Raw genomic sequence first — 26,247 nt, forward strand, 5'->3', positions numbered from 1 at the left:
GGATGGGGGCGTGGGTGGTCTTCGGGAGGCTCTGCTTCGGGTTCGGGACGTCCTGTCGGGGGCGGATTACACGGTTGCGGGGGTGCGGGAGCTGCTCGGTCCCGTCGCGGGCGGCGCGCTGGCGCGGGACGAGATCGTGCCGGCGCTGCGGGCGACCGGGGGCGGCTCGCCGCTGGAGGTGCTGACGCGGCTGTTCTGGTTGCAGGTGCCCGTGGAGGCGGCGGCGGTCGGCGGGGTGGACGAACTCGTGGCCGCCGGGCTCGCCGAGGTGTCGGGCGGGGAGGCGCGGGCGCGGTTGCGCGTCGAGCCGCTGGAGGCGGTGAGCGGCGCGGGGCATGCCGGATATGCCGTGTCAGATCTGACGGTCCGGCCGGGGTCGGGGCGGGTTCCGGCGGCCGATCATGTGGTGGGCGCGGGCGGGGCGTCCGGCAATCTGGCGCGGCTGGTTGTCCACAGCCCTGTGGACAACATGCTCGATCTTGGGACGGGATGCGGCGTCCAGGCGGTGCATATGGCGGGGCGCTCGCCGGCCGGCCGGGTCACCGCGACGGACGTCAATCCGCGGGCGCTGGAGCTCGCCGCGATGAGCTTCGCGCTCTCCGGGATGGACGGCGCCGAACTGCTGCGGGGGTCGCTGCTGGAGCCCGTCCGGGACCGCCGGTTCGATCTGATCGTGTCCAATCCGCCGTTCGTGGTCGCGCCGTCCGGGGGCCCGCGGTTCACGTACCGGGAGTCGGGGCTGCCGGGCGACGACTTCTGCCGGCGGCTCGTCCAGGGCGCACCCGAGCACCTGACCGACGGCGGATATTGCCAGCTCCTGGCCAATTGGCTGCATGTGGACGGGGTCCCGTGGGAGGAGCGCGTCGGCTCCTGGGTGGCCGGGTGCGACGCGTGGATCGTCCAGCGGGACGTCCAGGATCCGGCGGAGTACGCCGAGTTGTGGCTGCGCGATTCCTGCGAGGCGGGGACGCCGGAGTACCGGGCGCGGTACGGGGCGTGGCTCGATCACTTCGAGCGGGAGGGCGTCACCGGCATCGGGTTCGGCTGGATCACCCTCCGGCGCAGCGAGCGGCCGGCCGTCCGGATCGAGGAGCTCCGGCACGCCGTCGAACAGCCCGTCGGAGCCTACGTGGCGGACATCCTGGACGGCCTCACCAAGGGCGCGGAGTTTTCCACAGCCTGTGGACAGACCTTGGGTGCGGCCCCCGGTCTCGTCCAGGAGCAGATCGGCCCGCCCGGTGCCGAGGACCCCGAGCGGATCGTGCTCCGCCAGACCGGACGGCTGCGCCGCGCGGCCGGCGTCGGGACGGTCGAGGCCGCGCTCGCGGGCGTCTGCGACGGCACCATGCCCCTCGCCCCGCTCCTCGACGCCATCGCCCAGCTCACCGGAACGGACCCGGCCGAGGTCCGCGCGCACGCGGACGCCGTCCTGCCCGGGCTGATCGCCGACGGCTTCTTCGGCTAGCCCCTCCGCCGCCGGGGCGGGAGCCGGTCAGGGACGGGGTGCGGGAAGGGACTTCGAGGCGCTGTCGCGGACGCGGCGGGACAGTGCCCGGTTGATGCGGTGCGCCCACAGGGGGCCGCCGTAGATCATGCCGGTGTAGCCCTGGACGAGGGTGGCGCCCGCCTGGAGGCGCTCCCACACGTCGTCGGCCGTCTCGACCCCGCCGACCGAGATCAGCGTGAGCCGGCCGCCGGTGCGGGACCGCAGGCGCCGCAGGACGTCCAGCGAGCGCTCCTTCAGCGGCGCGCCGGACAGCCCGCCGGTCTCCTTGACCAGGACGGGCGGGCTGAGCAGGGCGTCCCGGCCGATGGTGGTGTTGGCAGCGATGATGCCGTCCAGGCCGAGGCCGAGGGCGAGGTCGGCGACCGCGTCGATGTCGTCGTCCGCCAGGTCGGGGGCGATCTTGACGAGCAGCGGGACGCGGCGCTCCGTCGAGCGGTCCGCGGCCTCGCGCACGGCCGTCAGGAGCGGGCGCAGGTGCTCGACGGCCTGGAGGTCGCGCAGGCCCGGGGTGTTGGGGGAGCTGACGTTGACGACGAGGTAGTCCGCGTGGGGGGCGAGCCGCTCGGTGCTCGCCACGTAGTCGGCCGTCGCCGACGCCTCAGGGACGACCTTCGTCTTGCCGATGTTGACCCCGACGATCGTCCCGGCGCCGCGGTCGCGCAGCCGGTCCGCGGCGGCCTGCGAGCCCGCGTTGTTGAAGCCCATCCGGTTGATGACCGCCCGGTCGGGGACGAGCCGGAACAGCCGCGGGCGCGGGTTGCCGGGCTGCGGGCGTCCCGTCACGGTGCCGATCTCGACGTGGCCGAACCCGAACCCGCCGAGCGCCTCGTAGGCGACGGCGTCCTTGTCGAACCCGGCGGCGAGGCCGAGCGGGCTGGGGAAGTCCAGCCCGAGCGCGCGCACGGCCAGCGCGGGGTCGCGGGGCGCGAGGAGCCGCCGCAGCAGCGGCACCGCCCCGGGCACCGCCTGGACGGCGCGCAGCGCCCGCAGGGTCAGGTGGTGGACGGTCTCCGCGGGGATCCGGGCGATGACCAGTGAGAACAGGAGTCGATACATCGCCTGCAGTATCTCAGCCGGGGCCGCCCGAAAATGCGTTGAGGGGTGCGGAGCCGCCGCCTAGCCTGGCCGCATGTTGATGATCGGCGAGGCCACCGCGTGGTGGTCGGCTCCCAAGCGCGTGTACCGCGACCGTTCCGGCGCCGGGTCCGGCCGGGACGCGATCGGGGCCTGAGTTCCCGCTCCCGCACGGCCGGACCTGGGTGCAGCGGCATCGAACACCCAGCCGAACGGGAGAACACCATGTCCAAGAACCGCCGCAACGGCATGCTCGGCGTCGGCGGCCAGCGCAACAACCTGTCGCGGCGCGCGCTGCGCGGGGGCGGGCCGCAGGGGGCCGGCAACGGCGGCGATCCCGCCGCCGAGAAGAAGGAACTGCTCAGGAAGATGCGCGAGCGCAACCAGCGTCGCGCTACCCCGGAGCAGGACGCCGCCTCCGAGTGAGGCCCTGCCGCTGAATGACAACGGCCGGCACCTGGACCGCGCCGGTTCCCGCGAGGGGGCCGGCGCGGTCACTGCTGCCCGCGGAAGGTGCGGCGGAGCTGGAGGCGGATGTCGCGGCTCGTCTCCCGGACCGTCCGGCGGGCGGCGCGGAGCGGGTCGCGGACCGATGCCCGCCACACCCCGCGGACCTCGTGTCCGACCGGACGCAGCACGCTCCGGCCGACCCGGCGCGCCGGCTCGACGACCAGCGTCCGGACGGGCAGGACGACGAGCGTCCGCCAGAGCCACCGCAGGACGCGGCCCGCGAGCCGCCACGCCGCCACGATCCCGGCGATGATCGGGGCGAGGACGTACCGCCACACCGCCTGGACGGGACGAAGCAGCAGGACCCGCCCCAGCCAGGCGGCCGCGCCCGCGAGTGCGCCGAGGACGGCGAGGAGGCCGCGTCCCGCCCAGGCGAGGCCGTGCTGGACCGCGCGTCCCAGCCACAGGAGGCCGAGGAGCGGTGGCCGCAGCAGATAGCGCCACAGGAACAGGGCCGGGATGACGACGAGCACGTTGGCCAGCAGGCGGAGCCCCGCGAGAATGCCCGTGAAGAGCAGCGCGATCGCGCGGCCGGTGAAGGTCAGCAGCCAGTGCAGGCCGCGCCCGAGGGCGAGCAGCGGGCGCAGCAGGATCCGGTCGGCGAGCCAGGCCAGACCGCGTCCGATCATGGCGAAGCCGCGTCCGATCATGGCCAGGAACGCACCGATCGGGACGAGCAGTGTGCGGTATGTCCAGCGGGCCAGGTGGGCCGTCCCGCGGCCGAGCCACCGCAGGAAGCCGTAGATCACCACGACGGCGAGCCAGCGCACGGGCCGGACGACGAGGAGGTCGAGCACCGCGCCGATCCCCCGGGCGATGGCCGCGAGCAGCCGTCCGATCGGGGCGAGCAGCCACCGGTACAGCCCGCGCCAGACCGCGTGCAGCATCCGGCCGATGAGGCGGGCGAGCCGTCCCGGCGCCCGCATCAGCCTGTTCCAGACCGCACGGACGCCCCGCCCGGCCTGCACGGCCAGGTCGTGGACGAGCCGCAGCGGCACCAGGACGACCAGGGCGACCACGCGGACGGGGACCACGAGCCACGCCGGTCCCGGACGCGGTTCGGGCGGCCGCTCCTTGCGGAGGCTGAGCGGGCCGTCCGCGGGGGCGCCGTCACGGCGGGTCACGGCCGCCCGCCCCGCGAAACGTCGATGTGAAGCACGCGCATTTGACCCGCCCCGCCGTCGTCTGGTTCCGGGGGGTTTGAACCCCGCCAGGCCGCTTTACCGTACTTCTTCAACGGGACCGGCGGTCACATGACAGGCGGCGGTCGCCGAGTAGCCGAGTCCGCACCGGAGCCGCCCCACAGGCGAAGGCGCGGAGGGCTCGCGGGTCGGTCGGGGTCCGCGATACCTCCGCGCCTTCTTTGCTGCCCGCCCCTCCGCGCGCCCTCCGCCGCACGCCCGGCCGTCCGCGACCCGGGGGAGTTGACCGAGATCGGCCCCGCTTCTTGACACGTCCTGTTGATCTTTCTGGGACGATCGAGGCATGTATGAGCGTTTCGCCCACGAGTACGCCGCCCATGCCGAGGACAGCGCCTACAACGCCCTCTACGACCGTCCCGCCGTGCTCGCGCTGGCCGGGGACGTCGCGGACCTCGCGGTCTTCGACGCGGCCTGCGGTCCAGGGCTCTACGCCCGCGAACTGTTAGAGCGGGGAGCGCGCGTCATGGGCTGCGATGTGAGCCCCACGTTCGTCGACCTCGCCCGCGCGCGCTGCGACGGCCTCGCCGACCTGCGCGTCCACGACCTCGCCGAGCCGCTGACCTGGGTCCCGGACGACTCGGCCGACCTCGTCGTCTGCGCGCTGGCGCTGCACTACATCGACGACCGGGTCGGCCTCCTGCGGGAGTTCCGCCGCATCCTGACCCGGCGCGGCGCCGTCGTCCTGTCAACCGAACACCCCGTCATGCACTGGGTTCGCCTGGGCGGCTCGTACTTCGCCGAGGAACGCGTGGAGGAGTCACTGCACTCAGACCGGGACTGGCCCATCCGAGCCTGGCGCCGCCCCTTGACCGCTGTATGCGCCGACTTCCGCGAGGCGGGGTTCGTCATAGAGGAACTCTTGGAACCTCGTCCGACCCCGGAGATGGCCGTGCGCTACCCGGAGGACCACGCCAAGCTGGAGGTGCTTCCGGCCTTCATCGCCTTCCGCCTGGTCTCCGCGTGAGGGGTTCAGGTTCCGGCGTACTTGGCCGGTGATACGCCCACCGTCGCGGTGAAGTCGCGGGTCATGTGCGACTGGTCGGAGTAGCCGAGGTCGTCGGCCAGGGACGTCCAGTCGATGGGAACGCCCTGGTCGGCGCGGGACACGGCTTCGTGGAGGCGTGCCCGGCGCAGGACCCACTTGGGGCTCGCCCCCACGTACTCGGCGAAAAGCCGCTGCAGAGTGCGGATCGAGACGTGCAACTTTTCGGCGGCCTGGTCGACGCGGAACAGAGCGGGGTCGGAGGTGATGGCCTCGACCATCGCGGCCACCTCACCGGCGACGGGGTCCGGGGCCGGGAGGTCGCGCAGGAGGAACTCCTCGGCCCGCCTCGCCATCGCGTCGACGTCTTCGTGGGCGAGGACGGCGCGGCAGGCGTCCTCCACCTCCGGGCCGAAGACGCGGGAGGCGGGGATCCGGCGGTCGGCGAGGTCGATGACCGGCCCGGCCGTGAACGCGCGGAAGCCGCCGGGGAGGAACTTCACACCGAGGACCTGCCCCCGCCCCTCCAGCCGGCGGACGAAGAGCGTCCGGTCGACCCCGTAGACCAGCGGCACGGGCTCCTCGAAGACGAGGTGCACGTTCGGGTGGGACAGCACCTTCGTGTCGTAGGGCTCGTCCGTCCGCCACCGGACGTGCCAGTAGAACTCCACGAACGGCGCGAGAGCGGCGCTCGGGAGCCTCCGGTCGATCTCGGCGATGCCCGCCTGTACGTGCGGGTACAGCACCCCACGTCCCATATCCGCCACGTGACCAGGATAGTTGGCGCGTTTGTCCAAGAAGCGCGGCCGCGGGCGCTCGTAGCGTGCTGGACATGCAGGAAAACGCCTACACGCACGAACACGCCTACATGAAGGAATGCGCCGCGGAGGCCGCCCGGATCGCCCGCGGCGTCCCGCAGGACGGGCTGGAGGGCCCCACCCCATGCGGGGAGTACGACCTCCGGGCGCTCGTGAACCACCTCGTCCTCTACACGTCCCACGGCCTTGAGCACCGCGCGCTCCGCAAGGAGCTACCGGAGGAGCTGACCGGACGCGACTTCACCGCCGACGACGCCTGGGCCCAGGACTACGCCGACCAGATCGACCGCGCGGTCGCCGCCTGGGCGGACCCGGCCGCGTGGGGCGGGGAGATCTCCGGCACCCCGGCGGCGGACACCGCCGCGATGATGGTCCTGGAGATGGCCCTGCACGGCTGGGACGTCGCGAAGGCCACCGGCCAGGAGTACCGGGTCTCGGCCGATACCGGACGCTTCGTTCTCAAGACCGTTGAGAAGAACGCCGAGATGTACCGCCAGTACGAAGGGTTCGCCGCGCCCGCCCCCGTCGCGGAGGACGCGTCGAGCTTCGAGCGGGCCGTGGCCGCCTCCGGGCGCGACCCCCGCTGGCGGCCCCCGGCCCGCTGACCCGCACCGGCCGCCCGGCGCCGGTTCACGCCGCCTGGTCGCCGCCGACCTTCTCCTCGGTCACCGGGACGAACGGCCGGCGCCCGCCGGGCACCCCGGTCCGGACCTCGCCGCCGCTCTCGTAGCGGAACGCGAACGGCAGACCGGCGGCGGCCACGGGCCGCCGCCGGTCCATCAGGTGGAAGTGCAGGTGCGGCTCCGACGAGTTGCCGGAATTGCCGACCTCGCCGAGCACGTCCCCGGCCCGGACGCGGTCGCCCTTCCGGACGCGGACCGAGCCGCGCCGCATGTGGGCGAGGAACGCGTACACCCCGTCCCCGAGGTCCAGCACCACGGAGTTGCCGGCGACGAACCGCCCCGCCGACAGCGTGAAGTAGGACAGCAGCGCGCGGAAGAGGACGCCCTCGACCACCAGGTAGAGGAACGCGGGCCACGAGTTGCGGCTCCAGTGGTCGCGCTGCCATCCGCTCGCCTGGACGACCACGCCGTCGGCGGGCGCGGTGATCTCCTGCCCGAACGAGGGGAACGACTCCGGCCGCGACGCGAGCGGCCCCTTGCGCAGCGGCTGCCACTCCGCCGTTCCCTCCGGCACGTGGACGAGGTCGATCGCGTACGTCTGCCCCAGCTCGTGAGTGCCGTGGCTGGGGACCTTGTCCGCGGGGCTGTTGACCGGCACCCACCGTCCCCGGACGGGGCTCCGCACCACGACCGGCTCCCTTCCGGGGGCGGCGCCGGGCACGAAGAACAGCAGCAGGCCGCCGACGATGAGGACCGTGCCCGCCATCGACAGCGCGCTGCGGCCGTGCAGCGGCGTACTGAACGCCAGTGCCAGGCCGAGTAGGACGAACAGCGTCCTGAAGCGGGCGAGTGTCCTGTGCATCTTCCCTCCTTGGGGGTTCAGCGGCGGGTCGCCGCGAGGACGGCGAGGAGCGGCACCACCCGTTCACCGGGGACGCTGTACCGCCCGCGCGCCGGGGTCCGCAGCCAGCCGGCCGCGACCAGCTGGCGCAGGTGGTGGTAGAGCTGCCCGGTGGTGCCGAGCCCTTCGTGGGCGGCCAGCTCGGCGGTCGTCCGGGCGCCGTGGAGGATCTCCCGCAGCAGCAGCAGGCGCACCGGATGCGCGAGCGCCGACAGCGTCTCGGCCGCCTGGGACCAGTCGTCGGCGAGCAGGTCCTCCACCGTGTGGCCCTGCTGCCATTCGCAGTGCTCGCCGGACGGCAGCGTCACCGAGCCGGTGAACAGCACGGCGCCCGGGTCGTCGACCCGGTCCTTCAGGCCGTCCAGCGCCCAGAAGGTGCCGTCCGCCTTCGGCCTCTCGGCCTGTGCTTCCGCGCCTTCCAGGCGGGCCACGCGCTCTTCCAGGCGCTCGACCCGCTCCGCCAGCTCCTCGTTCTCCACGATTCCAATACTACGTAACTACGTAATATCTATCAAACGGTCACGCGGAGAAGGCGCTTCCGCCCTGGACGCGGCTGTGTTAGATGCGGCTGTGCTGATGCGGCTGTGCCGGCAGGTCCGGTACGCGGACGCAGGAGTCCGCCGAGGTTGCGCGTGGTCGCGAGTGCGCCCCGGACTCAGGCGAGCTTCTTCACCAGGAGCTCGAACTCAAGGTCGTCGCGCTTCGGGAGGCCGAACCGCTCGTCGCCGTACGGGAACGGCTGCTTCTCACCCGTCCGGACGTAGCCGCGCCGCTCGTACCAGGCGATCAGCTCCGCGCGGACGGTGATCACCGTCATGCGCATCTCGTCCGCGCCCCACTCCTCGCGCGCCACGCGCTCGGCCTCGGCGAGGACCCGCCGGCCGAGCCCGCCGCCCTGGACGCCGGGGTCCACGGCGAACATGCCGAAGTAGGCGTGGCCGCCACGGTTCTCGAGCTGGCAGCAGGCGACCGGGACGCCGTCCGCATCGGCGACCAGCAGGCGGCCGGACGCGTCGTCCACCACGGCCGCGACCATGTCGGGATCCGTGCGCTGGCCGCCGAGCAGGTCGGCCTCCGTCGTCCACCCGGCGCGGCTCTCGTCGCCCCGGTAGGCCCGCTCGATGAGCGTGACCAGGGCGGGGACGTCGGCCTTCGTGGCGGCACGGAATGTCGGCTTCGCGGGATCCATCGGAACAAAAGCTAGCGCAGCACCAGGAACGCCCTGGACCTACCCGCGGCCGAACGCGGTTGCGCGCGGCAATACTGGATGTTTAGTATCCAGATTGTGCGGATGAGCGAGGGCGTCGAGTGGGCGCTCCACGAGTGCCTCAACCTCACCTGGCTGGAGCCGGGGGAGGCGGTGACGGCCGCCCGCCTGGCGAAGTACTACGAGCTGCCCGCCGCCTACCTGAACAAGCAGCTCCAAGCCCTTGCCCGCGCCGGGATCCTGGACTCCACGCCCGGCCCCCGGGGCGGGTTCCGGCTCGCGCGCCGCCCGGAGGACATCACGATGATGGACGTGGTGACCGCCATCGAGGGACCGGACGGCGCGTTCCGCTGCGAGGAGGTCCTCCGTCGGAGCCCCGGGGACCACGAGGGCGTCGACTACCGCAAGTCCTGCATCATCTCCCAGTCCATGCGCCGGGCGGAGCTCGCCTGGCGCAGGGAGCTGGCCGCGGTGACCATCGCGGACCTGAAGGAGATCGTCGAGAGCCGGCACCCGGCCGCGCCCGGTGAGATCCTGCGGGGCCTGCGCGACCGGCGGACCTGACATTTCACCGTCCAACGACCTCGGGGGAGTCGTCGGCCCTAATTCTAGACATCAAATATCCAGAATCCAGGAGGTCATCATGCAGGCACGGATGAACGTCGCGAGGGCCGCCCAGGGCGGGTACAAGGCCCTGCTGGCGCTGGAGGCGTCCCTCGGGGAAAGCGGCGTACCGAAGAGCACCCTGTACCTGCTCAAGCTGCGGGTCAGCCAGATCAACGGCTGCGCGTTCTGCGTCAACATGCACGCCCGCGACGCCCAGGCCGAGGGCGAGACCGACGAGCGCCTCTGGTCGGTGGCGGCCTGGCGCGAGGCCCCCTTCTACACCGACGAGGAGCGGGCGGCGCTGGCGCTCGCCGAGGCGGCCACGCGGATCGGCGACAACCCGGCCGGCGTTCCGGACGACGTCTGGAACGAGGCCGCCGACCACTACGACGAGAAGTCCCTGGGCGGCCTCGTCATGGCGATCGCCGCCATCAACGCCTGGAACCGCATCAGCGTCACCGTCCGCAACCCCGCCGCCTGAAAGGGAGCACGTTGCCCCACTCCATCACCAACCCGGCCGGTCTCTACCGGCCCTCGACCTACAGCCACGTCGCGACGGTGTCCGGAGAGCTCGTCTTCATCGCGGGCCAGTTCGCGTCGGACGGCGACGGCGCAGTCGTCTCGGCGGACTTCGCCGACCAGGTCCGGCAGTCCTTCGCCAACCTGCGCACCGCGCTGCTGTCGGCCGGGCTGGACTTCGAGCACGTCGTCCAGTTGCGCACGCACATCGTGGCGCACGACGCCGGCAAACTCGCCGTCCTCGCCGACCACATCCGCGAGATCTGGAAGGACGAGCCGCCGACCCAGACCCTCTCCGGCGTAGCGGCCCTGGCGTACCCGACCATGCTGTTCGAGGTGGACGCGGTGGCCGCCCGCCCCTGACCCCCGCCGCTACTGGCCGATACGCCGCCCGGCGCCCATCGGCCAGTAGCGGCGGCCGCCCGGCGAACCGCTCGCGATGGAGGGCCTTACGGTTGCGCGATCCGGTCGAGCAGCCAGGTCTCGATGCCGTCGCGCGCCGTTGCGGCCATCGCCGTCGGGTGGCCGGTGAAGCCGTGGGGCGCCTCCGGATAGATCCGCAGGTCGACGCGGTTGCCTGCGGCGGCGAGGCGTCCCGCCATCGCTAGGTTGTCCTCCAGGACGATGTCCGCGCTTCCGATGACCATGAGCGTCGGGGGGAGGCCGCGGAGGTCGCCGTAGATGGGAGAGATGTCCGGGACGGTGCGGTCCGCGACGTGGCCGGCGTAGGTCTGGATGAAGTACTCGTCGGCGATCTGCCGCCCGGCCGGGGTCTGCGCGCTCAGGTCGTAGGTGCCGAACTGGAGCACGGCGCCTGAGAAGCCGTCGACGGCCCCGCCGTCCCGCAGCCGGAGCAGGGTCGCCAGTGCGAGTGTCGCTCCCGCCGAGTCCCCGCCGATCGCCAGCCGGGCCGTGCCGAAACGATCACCGGCCTGTGCCAGCAGCCAGCGCGCCGCCGTCTCGCAGTCGTCGGGCGCGGCGGGCCAGGGATGCTCGGGGGCCAGCCGGTAGTCGACGCTGACGACCGCGAGGCGGCGGGCGTCCGCGAGCCGGCGGTTGCGCAGGTCTCCCTGCGCCGCGGAGCCCATGTAGAAACCGCCGCCGTGGATGTCCAGGTAGACGCCTCGTGCGCGCCCGCCGGCGGGAGTGAAGACCCGTACCGGGACACGGGCTCCATCGGCTTCGGCCACCTCTTCGATGCCGGGCGGATCGGCTGGGGGAGGCGCGGACCTCTTCGCGCGTGCCTCCGCCAGCTCCTCGGGGTTGTCGGGGCCGCGTCGGGCCCCCCTCGAAGCGTAGAAGTCGCGAGCCTCATCAAGTTGCTGCGCAGGCAGGTCGGTGAGCAGATCGTCCAGCGCGAACCGCACGCGCGCTCCTCAGGGTCGGGGGCCGTCACCGACGCTATACGGCTCGGGTGAGCCCCGGCTGGTCGACGCGGCAGTCGTCGCCGATCGGGCGGGTGATCGACCAGTGGCGGCGGAAGTGGCACTTGGACATCTTCCAGCGGCCGTCCTCGACCACGTACTCGTCGTCGTACTCGCCGGTGCTGACCGTCTCGGTGCCGTCCAGCAGGTTCACCTGGCGGAACTTCAGCGTCCAGCGGCCGGACGCGCTTTTCGCGCCGTGGACGGTGATGTCCGGATGCGTCGCGTGGTGCATGTCGAGGATCGCGTTCCGGCCCCCGACCTGCTGCAGGGCGATGCGCTCGAAGACCTTGGCGATGCCGTCCGCGTCGTCGAAGGCGCCGAGGCGGTCGAAGTCGATCGACGCCCCGGAGGCGGTGAAGCACGCGCGGAACCCCGCGGGGTCCTTCGCGTCGCAGGCCCGCAGGTAGCGGTGCTTGAGCGCCTTGATCTCCTCGACGGCCTCCAGCCGGGCGATGCGCTCGGCGAGGTCGGGACCCGGTGGCTGCGGCATGGTGGCTCGACCATCCGGCATGGGCGGGGCGCCGTCCAGCGGTGTCCCGGTGAACGGGAGGCGCAGCAGCGGCGGGGTGAGGACGAGCAGGACGGCCGCGAGGGCGGCGACCGCGACCATGGCTCCGCGCAGTCCCGCGGCCTCGGCCCACAGGCCGACGTAGCCGGGGCCGGCGAGGAACCCGAGGTAGGAGACGGTCGTGACGACGGAGGTCGCCCGGCCCCGGCGGGCCTCGTCGACGTTCCGCGAGACGATGCCGAGCAGGGTCGGGAAGAGCACCGCGGTTCCGGCGGCGGCCAGCACGAGCCCCGGTGCGGCCACCGACAGGGTGGGCGCGGCGGCTATCAGCACCGCGCCGGCCGCGGCGGCTGACGCGCCGATGAGGAGGACGGCGCGCGCGTGGGCGGCCTTCACGCCGCCGACGCAGAACCGCGTGATCGCGACCGTCCCGGCGAACACGGCGGGCGCGACGGCGCTCAGCCCGTCACCCGAGCCGAGCTCGTCCCGTGCGAAGACCGCGCTCCAGCTCTGGTGCGCGTTCTCGCTGGCGAACGCCAGCGCGCCGAGTACTCCGATGCTCAGGAACGGGACGATGCCGCGCCGGCCGGACGGCGACGCACTCGCCGCCGGGACGTGCCGACCGGTGACGACCTCGGCGGGCAGCGTCCTTAGCAGGAAGACACCGGCGACCAGGGAGAGCACCGCCACCGCCCCGAACGGCGCCGCGAGCGGCAGCGACGCGGCCGACGCCAGGCCGGTGCCGAGGCTGGCGACGACCACCAGCGCGGAGAAGACGCCGTGGGCCGGGGTGATGACGGGCCGGCCGGCGATCTTCTCGGCCCGCCCGGCGACCGCGTTCATGGCCACGTCCGCCGCTCCGCTGGCGGCGCCGACGGCGGCCAGCCCGGCGCACAGGCTCGCCAGGTCCACCGCGGTCACCGCCACTCCGGCACCCGCGCACCCCAGGGCGGCGACGGCCGGCGCGGCGACACGCAGGCCCCAGCGGTCGAGCGCCCTGCCCGCCAGCAGCATCGCGGGCAGCGCGCCCGCGCCCACGAACAGCAGCGCGAAGCCGAGCCGGCCGTCGCCGATGCCCGCCTGCTGCTGGACTTGCGGGATCGAGGCGCCCCACACGCCCCAGAACGCGCCGAACGCGGCGAAGGCCGCGATCGCCGAAACGATCAGTGGGCGGTGCGGCCCGGCGCATCTCCACGGCATAGGTGTAACGATACACAACCTAGTCTGGTGCCCATGGAACCGAAGCGGGTGACCCTCGCCCAGGTGGCGGAACTGGCGGGCGTGTCCGTCATGACCGCCTCCTACACCTACAACCGGCCGGACCGCGTGTCGGAGAAGGCCCGGTCGAAGGTGCTCGCCGCGGCGGCCGCCCTCGGGTACGCCGGACCCGACCCGAGCGCCCGGTCGCTGCGCCGCGGCAGCACCCGCACGCTCGGCGTGGTCCTGGGGGAGCACCTGAGCTACGCGTTCGACGACCCGGAGGCGGTGTCCTTCCTGGCCGGGGTCGCCGATGTCTGCGCCGGCCACGGCTACGGCGTGACGATCCTGCCGATCTCGGGCGCGGCCGACGACGTCGCGCGGATCAGGGACGCCGCCGTCGACGGGTTCGTCATCTGGACCACGTACGACGACGATCCCGTCCTGGCGGCGGTCCGGGCGATGCGGCGTCCGGCGGTGGTCCACGGCGGCCCGGCCGTCCGCGGCATGGGCCTGGTGAGCATCGACAACCGCGCGGCGGCGGCCGCGGTGGGCGCCCTCGCCTTCGCCGGCGCCGCACGTCCGGCGGTGCTGAGCCTTCCGCTCTCCCGCGAGCGGACGAGCACGATCACCGCCGGCGCGGACATCGCGGAGGCGTCGTTCCCGGTCACGCGGGACCGGCTGGTGGGCTACCGGCGCGCGGCCGAGGGGGCCGGCTTCGCCTGGAGCGAGGTGACCGTCGCGGTATGCGCGCGCAATGACGCGGCCGAAGCCGAGCGGCTCGCCGCGACCCTGCTGGCCTCCGCCGAGCCGCCCGACGCGATCGCCGCGATGAGCGACCAGCAGGCGGCCGGCGTCCTCCGCGCCGCCCGCGCTGCCGCCCGCGCCGTCCCCGGCGACCTGGCGGTGACCGGCTGGGACGACGCGGCGGTGGCGGCGGACCTTGGGCTGACGACGGTCGCCCAGTCCCTACGCGACCAGGGAGCGGCCTGCGCACACGCCGTCCTCGGCCGGGAACCGGCCTCCCGGACCGCGCCGTGGTCGATCGTCCGCCGGAGCAGCACCCGCGCGTGAACTCCGGGGGTCCCTTCGGGCAACAACCATCGGATGCCCAAGGAGGACGCCATGACGCACCGACACGGAGGAGCGCATGTACCGGGCGCTTCAGCGCACCGGGCTCGACCCGCTCCCCGAACCGCTCGCCGAGGCCGTCGTCCGGCGGGTGGACGCGCAGGCCGGGGACCGCCGCCTGGCCGGGGCGCTCGCGGCGCTGCACCGCCGCGACCGCGACGTACTGCTGCTGGTCGCCTGGGCCGAGCTCACCTACGAGGAGGTCGCGGCGGCGCTCGACATCCCGGTGGGCACCGTCCGCTCCCGCAACGAACTCGGCGAGCGGACCAGCATCATCCTCGACCCGGAGACGTACGCCTACCTCGGCACCCGCGAAGACGTCGCCCGCGCGCACACGTGGAGGCCGGAGAACGGCAAGCCGTTCACGACCGAGCCGGGCACGGTCCTGTCCTGGTACGCCGAACTGGCCCAGGAGGTCGTCGACGAGCCCGGCAGCCGCTCCTGACCCGCCGCTTCCCGGTCAGCGGGCGGGGAGGACCCGCCCGCTGACCTCGCCGAAGCCGATGCGGGTGCCGGAGGGGCCCGGGGCGGTGGCGGAGATGGCCACCTCGTCGCCGTCCTCCAGGAACGTGCGGGGTTCGCCGTTGACGGTCACGGGCTCCTTTCCGCCCCAGGTGAGTTCGATGAAGGCGCCGCGCTGGTCCTTGTCCGGGCCGGAGACCGTGCCGGACGCGAACAGGTCGCCGGTGCGGGACGAGGCGCCGTTCACCGTCATGTGCGCGAGCATCTGGGCGGGCGACCAGTACATCTCGCGGTAGGGCGGGCGGGAGACCACCTGCCCGTTCCATGCGATCTCCATGGAGAGGTCGAGACCCCACGGGTTCTTCTCGCGGAGGTATGGCAGAGGCTCGGGGTCTTGCAGAGGGGTGGCTACGCGAGCGGCTTCCAGGGCCAGCAGGGGGACGACCCAAGGAGAGATGGAGGTCGCGAAGCTCTTCCCCAGGAACGGGCCGAGGGGCACGTACTCCCACGCCTGGATGTCGCGGGCCGACCAGTCGTTCACCAGGACGACGCCGAAGACCCGCTCGTCGAAGTCGTCCACGCCCACGGTGCTGCCCAGGGGAGACGGGGTGCCGACGACGAAGCCGACCTCTGCCTCGATGTCCAGGCGGCGGCTCTCGCCGAAGGTCGGGACGTCCTCGCCCTTGCGCTGGCCGGTGGGGCGGACGATGCCGGTCCCCGACGGCACGACCGTCCCCGCGCGGCCGTGGTAGCCGACGGGGAGGTGCTTCCAGTTGGGCATGAGCGGCTCGGAGTTCGGGCGGAAGAGGCGGCCCAGGTTGGACGCGTGGTGCTCGGACGCGTAGAAGTCGACGTAGTCGGCGACCTCGAACGGCATGTGCATCGTGACCGAGTCCACGGGATGCACGGCCGCGTCCGGTATCTCTCCTGCGACGAGGTCCAGGATCTGTTCGCGGACCTCCACCCACCGTGCGTGCCCCTGAGCCATGAAGGGGTTCATGGACGACGTCGCGAACACGGGGTCCACGACCGTGAGGTCCACGACGGTGTCGGCGACGCGGACGCCCACGCGGGGTGACGCGCCAGGGGCGGAGAACACGCCGTAGGGGAGGTTGGCGAGCCCGAAGAGGGAGTCCTCGGGGATCTCTACGCGGGTCATCGGATGGTCTCCTGGAGCACGGGTCCGAGCAGCCCGAGGTCCGTGAGTTCGGTGACGGGGTCGGTGATGCTGCACGTTCCGAAGGACAGGAACAGGGCGCGGGCGGCGGCCGTCCCGGACTCGCCGAGCCGGGCCACGCGGTGCGCGACGGACCGGGCGTCGCGGTCGGCGAGGATCGCGGCGAGGTCGCCGAGCGGGCTGCCGTTCAGGGCGGCGTCGGCCGCGAGCAGCAGGTTGAGGAAGCCGTGCTGGTGGAAGCCGGTCTCCGGGTCGGTGTTGCGGACGGGATGGTGCAGCCCGGCGGTCGCCTTGAACGGGACGCCGGCGCCCGCGACCGCCTGGATCGCGGCGGCCAGCTCCTCCGGGGTCGGGTACAGGTTGGCCTTGACGCCGCCGGTGCGGAACTTCGCGCGGTGCCCGCGCGCGGCGATCGCGGCGATCATCGCGGGGCGGCGCTCGTCCCTCGGCACCTCGACGTAGAGGGGGACGTCGACGCGGCCGAGCACGCGGAAGAACTCGTCCGGGCGCATGCCGGGCGGGACGGCGACCTCCAGCCCGCGCAGGTCGATGGGCAGGTCGGCCGCCGTCACGAGCGCCTTGGCCGCCTCGCACGGCCCGCCCGGCGCCGTCACCGACAGGTCGAGCGGGTCGCGGTCGTCGAGGAGGCGGTCGAGGTCGCGCAGCGCGCTCGCCGGCAGCACGAGGGGGCCGACGAGTCCGGCGTACGGGGCGGCGCGGTGCGCGCGGTGGGCCGGGACGGCCTCGGTCAGCGGCGCGAGGCCGGGCGGGAACACGGCCGCGTCGTCGCACAGCCCGCGGGCGAACGTCGGGACCATCATGCCCGCCCCCTCGCCCAGGTCCAGGCGTAGTCCGGGTCTTCGCAGGCCAGACCGCCCTCACCGAGCTCCAGCGGGCGGAACGTGTCGACCATGACGGCGAGTTCGTCGAAGAACTCGACGCCGATGCTGCGCTCGTACGCGCCGGGCTGCGGGCCGTGCGCGAAGCCGCCCGGGTGGACGGAGACGGAGCCCGGGCCGATCCCGGAGCCCTTGCGGGCCCCGTAGTCGCCGCCGCAGTAGAACATGATCTCGTCGGAGTCCACGTTGGAGTGGTAGTAGGGCACCGGGATCGACAGCGGGTGGTAGTCGACCTTGCGGGGGACGAAGTTGCACACGACGAAGTTGTGTCCCTCGAACACCTGGTGGGCGGGCGGCGGCTGGTGGACGCGCCCGGTGATCGGCTCGAAGTCGTGGACGCTGAACGTGAACGGGTACAGGCAGCCGTCCCAGCCGACGACGTCGAACGGGTGGTGCGCGTAGGTCATCCGGGTCCCGGTGATGCCGCGCGAGTCCCGGTGCTTCACCAGCACCTCGACGTCGGCGCCGTCCATCCGGAGGGGCTCGTCCGGGGCGTGGAGGTCGCGTTCGCAGTACGGGGCGTGCTCAAGGAACTGGCCGTAGCGCGACAGGTAGCGCTTCGGCGGCGCGATGTGGCCATTCGCCTCGATCGCGTATGCGCGGAGCGGCTGGTCGCCAGTGGGCAGCCACCGGTGGGTGGTGGACGCCGGGATGACGACGTAGTCGCCCTCCCGCGCGGACAGCGTCCCGAAGACCGTCTCGACCGTGGCGGTGCCGGACTCGACGTAGACGATCTCGTCGCCGGTCGCGTTGCGGTAGAGCGGCGAGTCGGCGGCGGACACGACGTACGACAGCCGGACGTCGCCGTTGCCCAGGATGAGGCGCCGCCCGGTGACGACGTCGGTCTCCGCCCACGTCTCCTTGGGGAAGAGTTCGTGCAGCTTGAGGTGGCGCGGTTTCAGCGGATGGTTGGGCGTCGTGGAGGCGTCCGGGATGTCCCAAGCCTGCGAGTCGACGATCGCGGACGGGATCTCCCGGTGGTACAGCAGGGACGAGTCGGACGAGAAGCCCTCCTCGCCCATGAGCTCCTCGAAGTACAGACGCCGCTTGCCGTGCCCGGCCTCGCTGTGGCGGTGCTGGGTGTGGCGTTTCGGCGGCACGCGGCCGACCCGGCGGTAGTGGGCCATGCTCCATCGCCTCCGATGGTTAATGCATAAACTACTTTGTCGCGACCCTACGACTCATCTGCCGCCCAGGGAAGGGCCTAACCGTGTTCGGCCGCGCGCGTTCCGCCATCGGACGCGGCGGCTAGCTCCGCTCGCGCACGTCGAACCGGGTGCGGCCGTCGATGAGCTTGTCCAGCAGCATGATCAGCATCCGCTGCTCGGTCTCGGTCAGCACGCCCGCCCACTGCCGCTCGCGCTCGTTCTGCCCGGCGAAGACGTCCAGCATGGCGCGGTGGCCGTGCTCGGTCAGCGACAGGATCACCGACCTGCCGTCCCGCTCGCCGGGGGTGCGTTCCAGCATCCCGTCCGCGACCAGGGTCTTGGCCAGGTTGGACACCGCGGCCCTGCTCATCCCGGCCAGCGTGGCCGCCCGGCCCGGCTCCAGCGGCCCGGCGAGCCAGGTCACGAACAGCAGCCGGAAGCCCGCCCACGAGTGCCCGCGCGGCCGGTGCACCGTGGACTCCAGGTCGTAGGTGACGATCGCGGACGCCCTATTGAGGGTCAGCAGCAGTCGCGTCGCGAGCGGGTGCGGGAACCCGAACTCCTCGGACAGCCGGCGTCCCGCGAGATCGACGAAGGACCAGAAATCCGGCTCATCAGTGCTCATGGCCTCGCTCCGCTCGGCGGCCCGCAGCCGTGTCGCGTCCGGTGAAAGTGGTTCATGGATTAACTATTTAACCCGCTGGAGACGTGCGTGTCAGGAGGAGATCATCGGGCATCTCTCGGGACAAGGCAGCGTAATCGGGAGCGGGAGGGACGATGGCGACGGTCGCCGACCAGTTCATCGAGGTGTTGCGGCAGGCCGGCGTCCGGCGCATCTACGGGGTGGTGGGCGACAGCCTCAACCCCATCGTGGACGCGGTCCGCCGCACCGACGGCATCGACTGGGTGCACGTCCGCAACGAGGAGGCGGGCGCGTTCGCCGCGGCGGCGGAGGCGCAGACCACGGGACGTCTCGCCGTGTGCGCGGGGAGCTGCGGCCCGGGCAACACGCACCTCGTCCAGGGCCTGTACGACGCGCACCGGTCGGGCGCGCCGGTGCTGGCGCTCGCGTCGCAGATCCCCAGCGCGCAGATCGGCAGCGGCTACTTCCAGGAGACCCATCCCGAGCGGCTCTTCGCCGAGTGCAGCCACTACTGCGAGCCGATCGTCACCCCGGAGCAGATGCCGCGCATCCTGCGGACAGCGATCCAGCACGCGATCGGGCTGGGCGGCGTCGCCGTGCTGACGCTGCCCGGCGACACGGCGGGCAAGGACGTCGCGGGTCCCGCCGGCGAGCACGACTTCCTCGTCCACAAGGGGATCGTCCAGCCGCCTTCGGACCAGGTCGAGAAGCTCGCCGGGGCGCTCAACCGGGCGCGGAAGGTGATGCTGTTCTGCGGCGGCGGCGTCAAGGGCGCCCACGCCGAGGTGATGCAGCTCGCGCACAAGGTGCTCTCACCGGTGGGGCACGCGCTGCGCGGCAAGGAGTGGATCCAGTACGACAATCCCTTCGACGTCGGGATGAGCGGCCTGCTCGGCTACGGCGCCTGCTACGAGGCGACACAGGAGGCCGATCTCGTCGTCCTCCTGGGCACCGACTTCCCGTACGACCAGTTCCTGCCTGGCAAGAACACCGTCCAGGTGGACAGCGACCCATCGAGACTGGGTCGGCGCACGCCGCTGGACCTGGCCGTCCACGGCGACGTGAAGGAGACGCTCCGGCTCGTCCTGGACAAGGTCGAGCAGAAGCACGACCGGTCGTATCTGGACGAGATGCTGCATCGCCACACGCGCGCTCTGGAGAACGTCGTCTCCGCCTACACGCGGGACATCGAGAAGCACATCCCGATCCACCCCGAGTACGTCGCGAGCGTCCTGGACGACGTCGCCGACGACGACGCGATATTCACCGTGGACACCGGCATGTGCAACGTGTGGGTCGCCCGCTACATCACCCCCAACGGGCGGCGCCGCGTGATGGGCTCGTTCGTCCACGGCTCCATGGCGAACGCCCTCCCGCACGCGATCGGCGCCCAGTACGGCGCGCCCGGACGGCAGGTCATCTCCGTCTCCGGCGACGGCGGCCTCGGGATGCTGCTCGGCGAACTCCTCACGGTCCGGCTGCACCGCGTCCCCGTGAAGATCATCGTGTTCGACAACGCGTCGCTCGGGATGGTGCGCCTGGAGATGATGGTGGACGGCTTCCCCGCCTACGAGACCGACCACGAGGCCGTCGACTACGCCGCGGTCGCGCGGGCGATGGGGATCGAGTCGTCCCGCGTGGAGCGCCCGGCCGAGGTCGCGGACGGGTTGAAGCGCGCCCTCGCCGCCCCCGGCCCCTACCTGCTGGACGTCGCCACCGACCCGAACGCCCTCTCCATCCCGCCGCGCATCACCTCGGAGCAGGTGAAGGGCTTCGCGCTCTCCGCGGGCAAGACCGTCCTCACCGGCGGCGTCGGCAAGATGCTCGACCTGGCCCGCAGCAACCTCCGCAACATCCCCCGTCCGTAGCAGCGCCCGGTGGGCGGTGCCCTGCTCGACGACCTCCGGTTGTCAGAAACGTGATAGATGCGCGACCGAATAACTGTCTCCATGCAGAAGAGGACGAAAACGGTTATCCGTACGGTCGTAGAACGTAACCTCGCACTTATGGCCGGAGGCGGCAGATGAGCGGACGATCGTCGGAGTTCGGGCGCCGCGCGGCGCTGGTCGCGCGGGCGGGGGCGATGTTCGTCCGCAGCGGGATGGGGCGCCCCGGGCCGCCGCTGAAGGTCGTCCGGCAGCTCGACGCGCTGCGCCGCTGGGGGACGCTCCTGGGCGGGACGCTCGTGTCGTCCGCGGCCCGCGACCCCGACCGCGTCGCCGTCATCGACGACGCGGGGGAGCTGACCTACGCCGAGCTCGACGCCCGCACCGACCGGCTCGCCGCCGCCCTCGGCCGGTTCGGCGCCGCGCCCCGCGTCGCGGTGCTGTGCCGCAACCACCGCGGCATGGTCGAGACGCTCGTCGCGTGCAGCAAGCGCGGCTCCGACCTCGTCCTGCTGAACACCGGGATGAGCAACGACCAGCTCGTGTCGGTCGTGGGGGAGCAGGAGGTCGAGGTCGTCATCGCCGACGGCGAGTTCGGCGACTTCCTCGCGGCGCTCCCGGAGACGGTCCACACCGTCCAGGCCGGCGGGACGGACTCGGAGCTGGAAGAGCTCATCGACACGGCGCCCGCGGAGAAGGTCGCACCACCGGTCAAGCCGGGCCGCACCATCGTGCTCAGCTCCGGCACGACCGGCCGGCCCAAGGGCGCCAACCGGCACTCGCGGCCCGGCCTGTCGCCGATGGTGGCGATCCTGTCGCGCATCCCGTTCCGGGTGCACGAGCGGATGCTCATCGAGGCGCCGCTGTTCCACACCTGGGGATACGCGATGTTCCAGGCGGCGCTCCCGCTGCGCGCCACGATCGTGCTGCGGTCCCGCTTCGACCCCGAGCAGACCCTCAAGACGGTCGAGGCCACCGGGGCGACCGCGCTCATCGCCGTGCCCGTCATGCTGCAGCGCATCCTGGACCTCCCGGACTCGGCGCGGACCGGGCACGACACGTCCTCGCTGCGGATCACGGCGCTCAGCGGCTCGACGCTGCCGGCGACGCTCGCGACGGCGTTCATGGACGAGTTCGGCGACGTCCTCTACAACCTGTACGGGTCCACGGAGGCGTCGTGGGTCACCATCGCCACGCCCGCCGACCTGCGCGCCCGCCCCGACACCGCGGGCACGGCGCCGCCGGGCACCAAGGTCGCGATCCTGGACGAGTCCGGCGAGCCCGTCCCGCCCGGCACCACGGGACGGATATTCGTCGCGAACGACCTGCCGTTCGCGGGCTACACCAGCGGCGACACCAAGGAGATGCGCGACGGCCTGATGAGCCTCGGCGACGTCGGGCGAATGGACGAGGCCGGCCGGCTGTTCGTGCAGGGGCGCGACGACGACATGATCGTCTCGGGCGGGGAGAACGTCTTCCCGAGCTCGATCGAGGAGGTCCTGGGCGGGCTGCCGCAGGTGCGGGAGGTCGCGGTGATCGGGGTGCCGGACGAGAAGTTCGGCCAGCGCGCCGCCGCCTTCCTCGCGCTGCACGAGGGGGAGACCCTGGACGCCGACGCCGTCCGCCACCACGTCCGCGACCACCTGGCACGCTACGCCGTCCCCCGCGACGTGCACTTCCTGGACGCCCTCCCCCGCAACGCGACAGGCAAGATCGTCCGCCGCGACCTCCAGACCCACCAGGACAACGACCCGTCCTGACGGTCAGGGCCTAGCGGGCCCGGCCTGCGGCCAACGAGTCGACGAGGAACCACAAGCGGGTGCGGTGGGGGGACTGCTCGAAGCTCCACTCGTCGGCCAGCGCGTCGATGACGGTGAGGCCGCGTCCGTGGTCGAGGCGCGGGTCGGCGCCGGCGGTGTCGGCCTGGGCGGGGCCGTCGTCGGTGATGTCGACGCGGATCCGCCGGCCGTCGGTGGCGATCGTCACGGTGACGATCCCCGTGCCGTGCAGGATGGCGTTGGCGACGCCCTCGGCGGCCATCAGCTCGACGTCGTCCAGGAGCGTCTCGTCCGCGATGACCTTCGCGGCGCGCTCGCGGACGGCGCGCCGGGCCCTGCGGCCGCCGTCGCCGTCGCCGGTGAACGCGAACGGTTCACCGAGTCGTTCCATCCCCACGGTCAATCCATCACCACACAGTCGGAACTCGGAAGCGCACCGCGATCATTCACCTCCGGTGAGTGATCGGGCAACGCCCTGGACGTATTGATCTCGGCCTTTCCGGGAGGGTTACTGCGCTAGTCGCGGAGCCTACGGTACGAGTTGCCGCCGCATCGGCGCATTGCGAAAATATGAAACATCGACCACGTTCTTGCTCACTCCAGCACATACCCGGGCCGTGCCCGTTCCGACCGTGTTGGGGGCCTTCCCTCTCGTGATCAGAATATTGCTCACCTATACACACAAATCGGGCAATTACTCTGCGTTTCGCGCTGGATCCTCCGCCGCTTCTCCCGTGTCACCATCCGGGCCAGGAGGTGTGCCATGCAAGCGGTCGTCCTCGCCTGCGCCGCGCAGGCCGTCTACATCGTCGCCTACGTCCTGTTCAAGACGGCCACCGGCCGGATGAGTCCGATCGGGGGCCGCCATCCGCTGCACGCCGCCGGGCGGCTGGTGCGCAGCCCGCGCTGGCTGACCGGCGTCCTCGTGCTGCTGGCGGGCTTCGCGCTGTCGGCGACCGCGCTCGTCACGCTCCCGGTCGTCGCGACGCTCCCCGCGTTCGGGCTCAGCCTGGTCCTGCTGCTGGTGGTGGGGATGAGCGGGTTCGGCGAGCGGCCGACGTCGCGGGAGTGGCTCGCCGCCCTGATCACCGTGGCGGCGATGGTCACCGCGGCGCTGTCGGTCATGCCGGGCCACGGCGAGTCCCTCGCGGAGGCGCTGCACCGGACGGGCGGCGCCGCGGCCGCGGCCGCGCTGTCGCCGTGGAAGGCCGCGCTCGTCTTCGTCCCGTCGCTCGCGCTGCCGCTGTGGCTGCTCGGCGTCCGGGACCGGCAGGTCGGCGGCCGGCACGCGCGCCCGCTGACCGGCATCGCCTACGGGCTCGGCGCGGGCGTCCTGCTCGGCGCGACCGAGGTCTTCGGCATGGGCATGGCGATGATGCTCGCCGGGCCGGACCCCTGGGCCGTGCCCGCGACCGCGTACCCCGCGCTGTTCCTGCTCGCGGGCGTCCTCGGCCTCGGGATGCTGTCGATCGGGCTGCAGCGCTGCCGCCTCACGATCATCGTCACCGTCGTCACGGTGACCGCCAAGACGCACCTGCTGCTGTCGGCCACGCTGCTCTACGGGGAGCCGTGGCCGCACGAGTCCGGGCTGTTCCTGCTGCGGGTCGCCGGGGTCGGCCTCGCCGTCCTCGCGCTGCTGGCGTTCCCCCGCCACGAGCGCCGCGCCCGCGCCGCCCGGGACGCCGGGCGGCGCCCGGTCATTTCCTGGGTGCCGCCCGCGACGGCCCCGGCCCGGCTCAGGACCCCGGCGCCCCGGAGCGTCCGATGCAGGCCATGAGGGCCTTCTGCGTGCGGCCGTCCTGCGGGTCGGGCTGCCAGGTGGTCACGTCTTGGGGGACCTTGACGCCCTGCTTGCGCATGCACGCGACGAACGCGTTCACGACCTTGGACGGGACGGCCGAGGGCAGCCCCGGCGTCGCGCCGCCGCCCGTGGACGAGTCGCCCCCGCCGGCGTCACCGGACGGGGTCGCCGCGGGGCTCTCCGCGGTGGGCTGGGCGGACGGCGTCGGCTCGGGACCGCCGTCACCGCCGCACGCGCTGAGCGCCAGCGCCGGCACGAGCAGCAGAACCGCGAGATGACGTCTGTTCACGGAGTGCCTCCAGTGGAGCGGGGGCCTAGACGATATCCAACGGGCGCGTGCCGCGCTTTTGGTGCGCAACTTTCAGCGATCTGGATTTATTGGGGTGCATCGGGGGGAATCGCATCCGCATTGATCAACGAGTTGTCACTTCGCTTATAGTCGCGGAGCCGGATTGCCGCACCCCCGGGCATGGCGCGCGGGCGGTGCGCGGGTCCACACTCGGGTGCCTTCCTGATCCCGCGACCGAGGTTGGTGTGCAAGTGACCGGAGACGCCTGCGACTTCGACGTGATCGTGGTGGGCTCGGGGTTCGGCGGCAGCGTGTCGGCGCTGCGGCTGGCGGAGAAGGGCTACCGCGTCGCCGTCATCGAGGCGGGCCGCCGCTTCGACGAGAAGACCCTCCCGAAGACGTCCTGGCGGCTGCGCAAGTACGTGTGGGCGCCGCGCCTCGGGATGCGCGGGATCCAGCGCGTCCACCTCGTCGGCGGAAAGGCCGGTGTGCTCGTGCTGGCGGGCGCGGGCGTCGGCGGCGGCTCCCTCGTATACGCCAACACCCTCTACGAGCCGCCGCGGCCGTTCTTCACCGACCGGCAGTGGGGTCACATCACCGACTGGCAGGACGAGCTCAAGCCGTTCTACGACCAGGCCCGCCGGATGCTCGGCGTCACCGTCAACCCGCTCGTCACCCCCGCCGACGAGGCCATGAAGCGCGTCGCGGACCGCATGGGCGTCGGCGACACCTTCCACGCGACGCCCGTCGGCGTGCTGTTCGGCGAGAAGCCGGGCGAGGACGCGGACGACCCGTACTTCGGCGGCGCCGGCCCCCGCCGCCGGACCTGCACCGCCTGCGGCTCCTGCATGATCGGCTGCAAGGTCGGCGCGAAGAACATGCTCACCAAGAACTACCTGTACCTGGCGGAGCGGGCGGGCGTCGAGGTCGTCCCGGACACGACGGTCACCGCGCTCACGGCCCTCCCGTCCGGCGGCTACGAGGTGGCGACCGAGCGCACCGGCCCGCTGCGCAAGCGCCGCAGGACGCTGACCGCCGAACACGTCGTCCTCGCCGCGGGAACCTACGGGACGCAGCGGCTCCTGCACCGGATGCGGGCCACCGGACGCCTCCCGAACCTGTCGCCCCGCCTCGGCGAGCTCACCCGCACGAACTCCGAGGCGCTCCTCGGCGTCGAGCGCATGACCGTGTGGCACCGCAAGAAGGACGTCGACCACAGCACGGGCCTCGCGATCACCTCGTCCTTCCACCCGGACGAGAAGACCCACATCGAGCCCACCCGCTACGGCGCGGGCAACAACGCGATGGGCGTCATCCGCACCCTGCTCGTCGACGGCGGCGGCCCGCCCCGCTGGCTGAAGTTCCTCGGCCAGGCGGCCCGGCACCCGACCGTCATCCTGCGGGGGCTGTCCCTCCGGGACTGGGCGAAGCGCACGGTCATCGCCCTGGTCATGCAGACCGCCGACAACTCCATCACCGTCGGCGAGAAGCGCGGCCGCCTCGGCCGCCGCAAGCTCGTCGCGAACCAGGGAGTGGGCGAGCCCAACCCCACCTGGATCCCCGTCGCGCACGACGCCGTCCGGATGCTCGCCGAGGAGCTCGACGCCACGCCGGGCGGAACGTGGTTCGACCTGTTCAACATCCCGACGACCGCGCACTTCATCGGCGGCTGCGTCATCGGGGAGACGCCGGAGGCGGGCGTCATCGACCCGTACCACCGCGTCCACGGGCATCCGGGCCTGCACATCGTCGACGGCTCCGCGGTCACCGCGAACCTGGGGGTCAACCCGTCCCTCACCATCACCGCCCAGGCCGAGCGGGCGATGGCGTTCTGGCCCAACCGCGGGCAGAAGGACCCGCGTCCCGAGCCGGGCGCCCCCTACGAGCGCGTCGAGCGGGTCATGCCGGACGACCCCGCCGTCCCGGAGCACGCCCCGGCCGCCCTCAGGTAG

At 72.6% G+C, this 26,247-nt stretch carries 27 protein-coding genes; 13 read left to right on the forward strand and 14 right to left on the reverse strand.

Going from position 1 to position 26,247, the window contains the following annotated elements; translation table 11 throughout:
* Positions 1–10 precede the first annotated feature (10 nt).
* Positions 11–1,465, forward strand: coding sequence for a methyltransferase (locus tag E1266_RS06420; protein WP_132044745.1), 1,455 nt, complete (start codon positions 11–13; stop codon positions 1,463–1,465).
* Between the two features lie 27 nt (positions 1,466–1,492).
* Here the strand turns inward: E1266_RS06420 and E1266_RS06425 are convergent, their stop codons facing one another.
* Positions 1,493–2,563, reverse strand: coding sequence for a quinone-dependent dihydroorotate dehydrogenase (locus tag E1266_RS06425; protein WP_132044747.1), 1,071 nt, complete (start codon positions 2,561–2,563; stop codon positions 1,493–1,495).
* 243 nt (positions 2,564–2,806) lie between these two features.
* Between E1266_RS06425 and E1266_RS06430 the strand changes: the two genes are divergently transcribed.
* Positions 2,807–3,007, forward strand: coding sequence for a DUF6243 family protein (locus tag E1266_RS06430; protein ID WP_132044749.1), 201 nt, complete (start codon positions 2,807–2,809; stop codon positions 3,005–3,007).
* Between the two features lie 68 nt (positions 3,008–3,075).
* Here the strand turns inward: E1266_RS06430 and E1266_RS06435 are convergent, their stop codons facing one another.
* The gene (locus tag E1266_RS06435; protein WP_132044751.1) at positions 3,076–4,215 is read right to left on the reverse strand and encodes a hypothetical protein; all 1,140 of its coding nucleotides are present in this window, start codon (positions 4,213–4,215) and stop codon (positions 3,076–3,078) included.
* A 361-nt stretch (positions 4,216–4,576) separates the two neighbouring features.
* Here E1266_RS06435 and E1266_RS06440 point away from each other — a divergent pair, with 361 nt between their 5' ends.
* The gene (locus E1266_RS06440) at positions 4,577–5,257 is read left to right on the forward strand and encodes a class I SAM-dependent methyltransferase (RefSeq protein WP_132044753.1); all 681 of its coding nucleotides are present in this window, start codon (positions 4,577–4,579) and stop codon (positions 5,255–5,257) included.
* Between the two features lie 5 nt (positions 5,258–5,262).
* On the opposite strand, the gene E1266_RS06445 is transcribed toward E1266_RS06440, so the two are convergent.
* A complete protein-coding gene (locus E1266_RS06445) occupies positions 5,263–6,033 on the reverse strand; it encodes a DUF6597 domain-containing transcriptional factor (protein WP_132044846.1) in 771 nt (256 codons plus the stop codon).
* A 74-nt stretch (positions 6,034–6,107) separates the two neighbouring features.
* Between E1266_RS06445 and E1266_RS06450 the strand changes: the two genes are divergently transcribed.
* A complete protein-coding gene (locus E1266_RS06450; RefSeq protein WP_132044755.1) occupies positions 6,108–6,698 on the forward strand; it encodes a TIGR03086 family metal-binding protein in 591 nt (196 codons plus the stop codon).
* A gap of 25 nt (positions 6,699–6,723) precedes the next feature.
* Here the strand turns inward: E1266_RS06450 and E1266_RS06455 are convergent, their stop codons facing one another.
* The 3 genes from E1266_RS06455 to E1266_RS06465 form a co-directional block, all read right to left on the reverse strand.
* Positions 6,724–7,578, reverse strand: a complete 855-nt coding sequence (locus E1266_RS06455; RefSeq protein WP_132044757.1) for a M23 family metallopeptidase — start codon at positions 7,576–7,578, stop codon at positions 6,724–6,726.
* A gap of 17 nt (positions 7,579–7,595) precedes the next feature.
* On the reverse strand, positions 7,596–8,096 hold the full coding sequence (locus E1266_RS06460; protein WP_132044759.1) for a helix-turn-helix domain-containing protein: 501 nt from the start codon (positions 8,094–8,096) through the stop codon (positions 7,596–7,598).
* A gap of 176 nt (positions 8,097–8,272) precedes the next feature.
* Positions 8,273–8,806 carry a GNAT family N-acetyltransferase gene (locus E1266_RS06465; protein WP_132044761.1) on the reverse strand — a complete coding sequence of 178 codons (534 nt, stop codon included), beginning with the start codon at positions 8,804–8,806 and terminating at the stop codon, positions 8,273–8,275.
* A gap of 102 nt (positions 8,807–8,908) precedes the next feature.
* Between E1266_RS06465 and E1266_RS06470 the strand changes: the two genes are divergently transcribed.
* The 3 genes from E1266_RS06470 to E1266_RS06480 all read left to right on the forward strand — a co-directional run bounded on the left by E1266_RS06470 (position 8,909) and on the right by E1266_RS06480 (position 10,312).
* A complete protein-coding gene (locus E1266_RS06470) occupies positions 8,909–9,388 on the forward strand; it encodes an Rrf2 family transcriptional regulator (RefSeq protein ID WP_132044763.1) in 480 nt (159 codons plus the stop codon).
* 79 nt (positions 9,389–9,467) lie between these two features.
* Positions 9,468–9,911, forward strand: coding sequence for a carboxymuconolactone decarboxylase family protein (locus tag E1266_RS06475; protein ID WP_132044765.1), 444 nt, complete (start codon positions 9,468–9,470; stop codon positions 9,909–9,911).
* Positions 9,912–9,922: 11 nt separating this feature from the next.
* A complete protein-coding gene (locus tag E1266_RS06480) occupies positions 9,923–10,312 on the forward strand; it encodes a RidA family protein (protein ID WP_132044767.1) in 390 nt (129 codons plus the stop codon).
* An 86-nt stretch (positions 10,313–10,398) separates the two neighbouring features.
* Here E1266_RS06480 and E1266_RS06485 read toward each other — a convergent pair whose 3' ends face one another.
* Together E1266_RS06485 and E1266_RS06490 are read right to left on the reverse strand one after the other, a co-directional pair.
* Positions 10,399–11,316 carry an alpha/beta hydrolase fold domain-containing protein gene (locus tag E1266_RS06485; protein ID WP_132044769.1) on the reverse strand — a complete coding sequence of 306 codons (918 nt, stop codon included), beginning with the start codon at positions 11,314–11,316 and terminating at the stop codon, positions 10,399–10,401.
* 34 nt (positions 11,317–11,350) lie between these two features.
* On the reverse strand, positions 11,351–13,084 hold the full coding sequence (locus tag E1266_RS06490) for an MFS transporter (protein ID WP_132044771.1): 1,734 nt from the start codon (positions 13,082–13,084) through the stop codon (positions 11,351–11,353).
* A 33-nt stretch (positions 13,085–13,117) separates the two neighbouring features.
* Between E1266_RS06490 and E1266_RS06495 the strand changes: the two genes are divergently transcribed.
* Positions 13,118–14,155, forward strand: a complete 1,038-nt coding sequence (locus E1266_RS06495; RefSeq protein ID WP_132044773.1) for a LacI family DNA-binding transcriptional regulator — start codon at positions 13,118–13,120, stop codon at positions 14,153–14,155.
* A gap of 76 nt (positions 14,156–14,231) precedes the next feature.
* Positions 14,232–14,657, forward strand: a complete 426-nt coding sequence (locus E1266_RS40010; protein WP_132044775.1) for a sigma factor-like helix-turn-helix DNA-binding protein — start codon at positions 14,232–14,234, stop codon at positions 14,655–14,657.
* A gap of 15 nt (positions 14,658–14,672) precedes the next feature.
* On the opposite strand, the gene fahA is transcribed toward E1266_RS40010, so the two are convergent.
* The 4 genes from fahA to E1266_RS06520 all read right to left on the reverse strand — a co-directional run bounded on the left by fahA (position 14,673) and on the right by E1266_RS06520 (position 18,523).
* On the reverse strand, positions 14,673–15,833 hold the full coding sequence (gene fahA / locus E1266_RS06505; protein WP_132044777.1) for a fumarylacetoacetase: 1,161 nt from the start codon (positions 15,831–15,833) through the stop codon (positions 14,673–14,675).
* Positions 15,830–16,672 (reverse strand): hypothetical protein, encoded by an 843-nt coding sequence (locus E1266_RS06510; RefSeq protein WP_132044779.1) that lies wholly within the window; start codon positions 16,670–16,672, stop codon positions 15,830–15,832. Before E1266_RS06510 ends, fahA begins: the two co-directional genes overlap by 4 nt.
* Entirely contained in the window at positions 16,669–17,877 is a 1,209-nt protein-coding gene (locus tag E1266_RS06515) for a cupin domain-containing protein (protein ID WP_132044781.1), read from the reverse strand. Before E1266_RS06515 ends, E1266_RS06510 begins: the two co-directional genes overlap by 4 nt.
* A gap of 121 nt (positions 17,878–17,998) precedes the next feature.
* Positions 17,999–18,523, reverse strand: a complete 525-nt coding sequence (locus tag E1266_RS06520; protein WP_132044783.1) for a MarR family winged helix-turn-helix transcriptional regulator — start codon at positions 18,521–18,523, stop codon at positions 17,999–18,001.
* A 152-nt stretch (positions 18,524–18,675) separates the two neighbouring features.
* On the opposite strand from E1266_RS06520, the gene E1266_RS06525 reads away from it, so the two are divergent.
* Positions 18,676–20,409 carry a pyruvate dehydrogenase gene (locus tag E1266_RS06525; protein ID WP_132044785.1) on the forward strand — a complete coding sequence of 578 codons (1,734 nt, stop codon included), beginning with the start codon at positions 18,676–18,678 and terminating at the stop codon, positions 20,407–20,409.
* A 155-nt stretch (positions 20,410–20,564) separates the two neighbouring features.
* Positions 20,565–22,187, forward strand: a complete 1,623-nt coding sequence (locus E1266_RS06530; protein WP_132044787.1) for an AMP-binding protein — start codon at positions 20,565–20,567, stop codon at positions 22,185–22,187.
* 10 nt (positions 22,188–22,197) lie between these two features.
* On the opposite strand, the gene E1266_RS06535 is transcribed toward E1266_RS06530, so the two are convergent.
* Positions 22,198–22,596, reverse strand: a complete 399-nt coding sequence (locus E1266_RS06535) for an ATP-binding protein (protein WP_132044848.1) — start codon at positions 22,594–22,596, stop codon at positions 22,198–22,200.
* Between the two features lie 372 nt (positions 22,597–22,968).
* Between E1266_RS06535 and E1266_RS06540 the strand changes: the two genes are divergently transcribed.
* On the forward strand, positions 22,969–23,982 hold the full coding sequence (locus E1266_RS06540) for a hypothetical protein (protein WP_132044789.1): 1,014 nt from the start codon (positions 22,969–22,971) through the stop codon (positions 23,980–23,982).
* Here E1266_RS06540 and E1266_RS06545 read toward each other — a convergent pair.
* A complete protein-coding gene (locus E1266_RS06545; RefSeq protein WP_132044791.1) occupies positions 23,942–24,295 on the reverse strand; it encodes a hypothetical protein in 354 nt (117 codons plus the stop codon). The two genes, E1266_RS06540 and E1266_RS06545, sit on opposite strands and share 41 nt — an antisense overlap.
* 251 nt (positions 24,296–24,546) lie before the next feature.
* On the opposite strand from E1266_RS06545, the gene E1266_RS06550 reads away from it, so the two are divergent.
* Positions 24,547–26,247, forward strand: a complete 1,701-nt coding sequence (locus E1266_RS06550; protein ID WP_132044793.1) for a GMC family oxidoreductase — start codon at positions 24,547–24,549, stop codon at positions 26,245–26,247.

The organism is Actinomadura sp. 7K534, from assembly GCF_004348575.1.
GTDB classification, from domain to species: Bacteria; Actinomycetota; Actinomycetes; order Streptosporangiales; family Streptosporangiaceae; genus Spirillospora; species Spirillospora livida.